The following is a 6207-nucleotide window of genomic DNA, read 5'->3' on the forward strand; positions in this document are numbered from 1 at the left end:
TAAGTACGACAAGAAAGACATTATCTGGAAACGCGCTGTCACAGGGTTTACCGTGCGCCCCACGTTTGGTTACCACCAAACCGAAGGCGAGCCAATCAAGGGAAAAGACCTACCTCAAGTAACCGGGCAGCGCTCTGAACAGTTATGGCAGCGCGCTAAACAGATAGTGGCGGACCTTGGATACAAGTACGAAGAAACCACGCGCAAAGCTCTAGGAGGCGCATACGGGGTAACAATGCGGCCGATGATCGAGGGGCAAGGTGAGAAAACCATCGCGGTAGCCACCGACGCTCCCGAAGGTCACCAATTCAAAACCCTCATCCACGAGATCAGTCACGCCCGCCTACACATGGACCAGGCAGATCAAACTGAGTCCATGCACCGGGGAATCAAAGAAGTAGAAGCCGAATCATGCGCCTACCTAGTCAGTAAATACTTCGGCCTGGACACGGCCGAATACTCCACCGGATACATCGCCGGATGGGCAAACGCGGACGAAGAAACCATCCTCGCCACCGGGGAGCGGGTAATCCAAAACTCCAACTGGATCATCGACCAGCTCAACCCGCAAACCCCCAGCGAAGAAGCAGTAAACACTTTGCAACGCACCCAAACCCGGCAACAACAACAAGAACAGTCCCAAGCGGAAGAATCGCGCGAAACAGAACCCGCCCGCACCAAGCCGCCACTACCCGGCATCGGGGAAGTACCGCAGCTCAAGAAGCTGGATCATCCAACCCAGCACCCCACCACCACCCGGCGCGCACCAACCCATGCTACTAGCATGGCCCTGCACAGATAGGAACCAGAAAACAGGAAAACACCATGAGAAGCGTTGTAGGGGCAAGCAAATGCTTGCCCCTACAATCGACTCTTATTTTAGCTACTTCACAACAGCCGAACCGCGCCACGAGAAACGCGGCCGCTACCAACTAGGTTGGTCCCCCAATACTACCGCAGACATGCTAAGTCAGTAGTCTCATTCCACTTGTATGCCGTGCGCGCAGATTCGTGGCCGACATCGATGTTCAACGTGCGATACATCTCTTAGTGAATCAACTTTCGCAACCGTTGCAATGCTGCTATGCTGCGATTAGTTGCATACAAATAGGGAAAGACAAACTGTGAAACTCGAAAACCGCAGCGCGCCCGCTCCGGTAACGTACCGGCTTGGGGAGCTGTTTTGTGGGCCTGGTGGTCTGGCGTTAGGCGCGCTCGGGTCTACAAGTGATGACGGGAGCCAAAGAGTTGAACACGCTTGGGCTAACGATTATGACGCGGACACGTGCGAGACCTACCGCCACAATATAAGCCCACAATCACCTAACACTGTTTACTTAGGTGATGTGCGCGACCTCGACCTATCTTCCCTGGGAGCGATTGATGCTTTTGCCTATGGGTTCCCATGTAACAGCTTTTCTCACGTGGGCGAGCGGCAAGGCTTCGCTAATGAGAAGTTTGGGCAACTGTACTGGTACGGGGTAGAAGTGCTCCGCATGTATCAGCCCAAATGGTTCATTGCCGAGAACGTGTCTGGTATTAGAAGTGCCGGATCGGGCGACTTTCAAACCATTTTGCAAGACTTGGCAGATTCTGGCTACAAGCTCACAACACACTTGTACAAGTCCGAGCTTTACGGTGTGCCTCAAACGCGGCACAGAGTAATCATTGTCGGCATTAGAAGCGACCTGGATGTGACCTATCAAGTGCCCGACCCTGCGGAGTGGGCTAATGCTGACATCTCGGCAAGAACTGCCTTGTCTAACATTCCAGTAGACGCTCCAAATAACGAAGTGCGCCAACTATCTGAAACCGTCACCCGTAGGCTTTCTTACATTCGCCCTGGTGAGAACGTGTGGCAAGCCGCTGATCGTCTAGGCAAAGACTTCCCAGACGAGCTACGCATTAACACCAAGACAAGAATCAGTCAGATATATAGGAAACTAAACCCTAACAAGCCTGCCTACACGGTCACTGCTGCTGGTGGTGGTGGAACGTTCATGTACCACTGGACTGATCGAGAACTCACCAACCGGGAGCGTGCGCGTCTGCAAACCTTCCCTGATGACTTTGCCTTCATTGGCAAATACGCCAGCGTGCGCAAACAAATCGGAATGGCTGTGCCTCCGCAGTTGGCTCAAGTTGTGACCACTGGAATACTAAACAGTTTTGCTGGAATACCCTACCCTTGGATTGAGGCAAATCTGAGGTAAGGCAACACAATTGATTAACTACTGGTGGGTGACCCGCCCTAAACGCAAACTTGATTCCATCCCCGAAACACTAACCATGTTCGCAGCAATATCGCTGAATCAAGAATGGAGCGGATCACGCGCCACCCACATCCAGTACGAAGATGCACTTGAAGCGGCCGGACTAAAACGGGTTGGTAGTAGACGTGACCAAGGCGGTTCCGGTGGGCGCACATACCGGGCATGGCTAGAATCTCTTGGCCTTACCTTCATCCACGAATCTACTGGAAATGTAAAACTCACTTTAGCTGGTGAAGCAATCATCGCCGGGGACTCTCCGGTAGAAGTCCTGCGCAACCAAGTCCTTAAATATCAGTTCCCCTCAGCCTTTTCTATCGGCCGCAACGTAAACGTTTCAAGCCGGTTCAAAATACGCCCCTTTCGTTTCTTGCTACGGCTGCTAACTGATAGCCGAGTTGAATACCTAACCCAGGACGAAATCGGCAAGATCATTATTGTTGAAGCCGAAAACGAAACAGAACGATGCTACGAACACGTAGTAAGCAAACTCTTGGACTACCGCGAGAATGGGGACAGTTGCCTAGATGCCGACTTTGCAACCAAATACAAACCATCACGCGGGCCAGCAAAGCCACATGACCCTTACAGTCACCTAATCGATGTAGCAAACACAATCATTAACTGGCTGGAATACACCCAGCTTGCTCACCGAAACGAAGCACGCCAACTTGTTGCCCTAGAAGATAAACTCGACGAAATAAACGCGATCCTAAATACGCGCCTGCCCTTCATTGACCGGCCAGAATCGCACGAATACTTCCAGCGCAAATACGGCCTCGATCCCAAACATCGTAAAGACACGCGAAACCTTGAAAACACCAAGACTATAACTGAACGGATTATTGCCGAACAAAAAATAAAACACGCCTTCGTCAAACTATCTATCACGCGCCCGATCAGCTCTATCACCCCAGACCTGATAGCTGAGATAACCGCCCAGACAGGTATTCTCGACACGATTGTGGAGGACGTGTTGTGGCGCGCCTACCCGCACGGCTCAATAGGGGCCTTCATGGCTTCCTACTTCGAGATGGCGTTCAAGGGCACCGAAGAAGCTATAGCGTTCGAGAAGGCCACAACCGAACTCTTTAGCACCGTGTTCAAATACAACACCACGCACCTTGGGCAAACAGGCAGCAAATCTGCCCCCGATATTCTCCTCCTTTCAGACAGTGACGGATACCAGGCCATCATTGACAACAAGGCATACTCGAAATACTCAATCACTGGCGATCACCACAACCGCATGGTGCACAACTACATTGGCAAACTCGACACCTACAGTCACAGCAGTTACCCGTTAGCGTTCTTTTCTTACATAGCAGGCGGGTTCGCTAATCAAATAGATAAGCAAATACTGGCAGAAGTAAACGAGTCAGGAATCAACGGCTCCGGCATTACCGTCGCTAACTTCATAAAAATGATCGAACGGCAAACCGCTTCCCCCAACACTTATACGCACTCGAATCTGCGAGAGCTATTCAGTCTCAACCGCCAAATACGATTAACCGACCTCAGCCTAGACGTAGCCTAGTTCAACAACGCGGCGTGCATTATCGACCGATAACGCACGCCTGAACTACCAAAACTAGAAACCGCTTAAAACCAAGCAAACAAAACGTGCAAAACTAGCGCCCAAAACCCAACCCGTGCAGAACCGTCACCCATTGAGTAATGCACGCATCTACGGTAGAATTCGAATAGCACGTGGGAGGCATTATGAGTGAAATGAAGCAGGCTTTCGATCCTATGGTCTACGACGCCCTCTTGGAACTGACTACCCGTATCGGTGGTCAATATGTCGAGTGGGAGCGTCAAGCTACGGCTTTGGAAGAACAAGAACATTGGAAACAAGCCGGAATTGCGTTGCGCGCCCAGGTTCGTGCTATCGACCCCGATGATGTTGTGGCAATTGAGACTAAGCGCTTAGAACTTCGTAAACTTTTCCAATCTCTTGATGAGCAGCAACGCCTCGGCGTGCGCAATACGCTTGCGGCATTGTGGCATGAAGGATTCGAGCTGACCAGAGAAGATGTCGAAAACCTTACCAACTACGCTGCGGGTATTATTGACGCTAACGAATACAAGGCTAGAACACACGCAACGGTAGGCGTGTACCACGGAAGTGAGGAAACATTATGAGCGTGCCAACACAACCGCGATTAGTAACTCAGGCCGCAGTACGCGAGGCCATGTCGTTTGCAGATGCTGCGCTTGCTTTAGCTGGCCACACTGTTACTGACGCCTACATTAGAGATTTGCTCGAGCAGTGTTTATCTGGACAAATCAGCGACACTGAATACCTCGCCCAAGTCATCCAACACATCCGCCGCACACAGTGATCGAACAACGTTACTACTCTTGGAACGACTATTACATTCCAGGAACGACCACGCTGAGAAATAAATTCGTGACGGCAGCCCACCCCTATGGGGAGCCTGACGCTCAAATACTACGAGTAGCAGAAGAAGCCGCTACCGCGCTTCGCGCGGGTGAACTGCGTTTACACCCCATCCACGGCAGTTTTGATTACCAGCACATGAAAGCCATTCATTACCACCTTTTTCAAGACGTGTACGAATGGGCAGGACAAGAACGAACCGCGCCAGATACGTTCATGGCGAAAGGTCATGCCGACGTGGTGGACTACCCTCCTGGAGACGCTAACGCCCCGTGGCGCACCTACTACTATTATCCCGCAGGACCCGCACTCACCGAAGCGGCAGAACACCAATTCTCTTACATTAGAGATAATGACTATTTTCGCGGCCTAGCCTCCGACGAGTTTATATCGGCGTTGGCTGAGTCATGGGGCGAAATCAACACTATTCACCCCTTCCGTGAAGGCAACACTCGCACCCAGTTCATTTTCTACAGTCAGCTTTGCGCTCACGCCGGATACAAACTCAACGAAGATTTACTCACCCCCGGCAAGGCACTGCTTGAGGACTTTGTAGCAGCCCGGTTCTACAGCCAAGCCACAGGAAGCAACACGCGCTTGGCAAAAGTATTGAGCAAGGCCATCACTCCACTACGGCCACCACTACCTGGCATTGGAGAGGTGCCTCAGATAAAGAAGCTGGACCATCCAACCCAGCACGTCGCGCCTAAACCGCGTCAAAGCAAGGGCAGGAATCACGGTTATGGACGGGGGATGTAATGAGTCTTGTTGGATATGCGCGTGTGTCTACTCTTGAGCAGAATCTGGACGGACAGATAGACGCTCTCACCCAGGCAGGATGTAGCCGCATCTTTACTGACCACGCCTCGGGAGCTAAAACCATGCGGCCACAGCTGGACAAGGCAATGGACTACTTGCGCGAAGGCGACACGCTTGTAGTGTGGAAACTCGACCGCTTAGGCCGCTCACTGCCCCACCTTGTAGAAGTTATTGAGGACTTAGACAAGCGCGGCGTTGAGTTTCGCTCCCTCACCGAATCGATCGACACCACCACACCAGGTGGACGCTTAGTGTTCCACATGGCTGCGGCCTTCGCTCAGTTCGAGCGAGACCTGATTAAAGAGCGAACACGAGCGGGCCTTGCCGCCGCACGCTCCCAAGGACGGCTTGGAGGCCGCCCCACACTCATGACACCTGAACGATTAAAAACGGCTAGAGCCATGCAGGAAAGTGGCTCTAATAATGCTGAAATCGCCCGGGTTCTAGGTGTTAGTCGCTCCACCGTCTCAAGAGCCTTGAACCCTCATAAATAGTGAAGGCCCTCGCGTGGAGGGCCTTCATTAATCCCCGCAGGCGCAGGGAGTATATAAGCGGACAAAACCCTTAGATTGAAAAAATCGGGTCATCCCCGCAAGCGCAGGGAAGCGGTCCGCTACTGCAAACGATAGCGGCACTAGCGCGCGGTTGTCAATACCCCACCCCAACGGATCAGTCCCAACTTTTGCCGCGCATAGCGCGGCGTGGTTCACGCGG

6 protein-coding genes and 1 pseudogene are annotated in these 6207 nt (G+C 52.3%); all 7 read left to right on the forward strand.

Annotated features, from left to right (window positions below):
- Window positions 1–802 (forward strand): annotated as a pseudogene (locus tag HMPREF2891_RS09690) (hypothetical protein); the annotation flags it as partial.
- Between the two features lie 322 nt (window positions 803–1124).
- A complete protein-coding gene (locus HMPREF2891_RS07355; RefSeq protein ID WP_070664748.1) occupies window positions 1125–2213 on the forward strand; it encodes a DNA cytosine methyltransferase in 1089 nt (362 codons plus the stop codon).
- 10 nt (window positions 2214–2223) lie between these two features.
- On the forward strand, window positions 2224–3807 hold the full coding sequence (locus HMPREF2891_RS07360) for a PDDEXK family nuclease (protein WP_070664750.1): 1584 nt from the start codon (window positions 2224–2226) through the stop codon (window positions 3805–3807).
- A gap of 185 nt (window positions 3808–3992) precedes the next feature.
- The gene (locus HMPREF2891_RS09695; RefSeq protein ID WP_261666855.1) at window positions 3993–4415 is read left to right on the forward strand and encodes an antitoxin VbhA family protein; all 423 of its coding nucleotides are present in this window, start codon (window positions 3993–3995) and stop codon (window positions 4413–4415) included.
- Window positions 4412–4615 (forward strand): antitoxin VbhA family protein, encoded by a 204-nt coding sequence (locus HMPREF2891_RS07370; protein ID WP_070664752.1) that lies wholly within the window; start codon window positions 4412–4414, stop codon window positions 4613–4615. The genes HMPREF2891_RS09695 and HMPREF2891_RS07370 overlap by 4 nt, the downstream gene beginning before the upstream one ends.
- Window positions 4612–5433 carry a Fic/DOC family protein gene (locus HMPREF2891_RS07375; protein WP_070664754.1) on the forward strand — a complete coding sequence of 274 codons (822 nt, stop codon included), beginning with the start codon at window positions 4612–4614 and terminating at the stop codon, window positions 5431–5433. Before HMPREF2891_RS07370 ends, HMPREF2891_RS07375 begins: the two co-directional genes overlap by 4 nt.
- Window positions 5433–5987, forward strand: a complete 555-nt coding sequence (locus HMPREF2891_RS07380) for a recombinase family protein (protein WP_070664756.1) — start codon at window positions 5433–5435, stop codon at window positions 5985–5987. The genes HMPREF2891_RS07375 and HMPREF2891_RS07380 overlap by 1 nt, the downstream gene beginning before the upstream one ends.
- The last annotated feature ends 220 nt before the right edge of the window (window positions 5988–6207 follow it).

The organism is Actinomyces sp. HMSC065F11 (genome assembly GCF_001813085.1).
GTDB lineage: Bacteria > Actinomycetota > Actinomycetes > Actinomycetales > Actinomycetaceae > Gleimia > Gleimia europaea.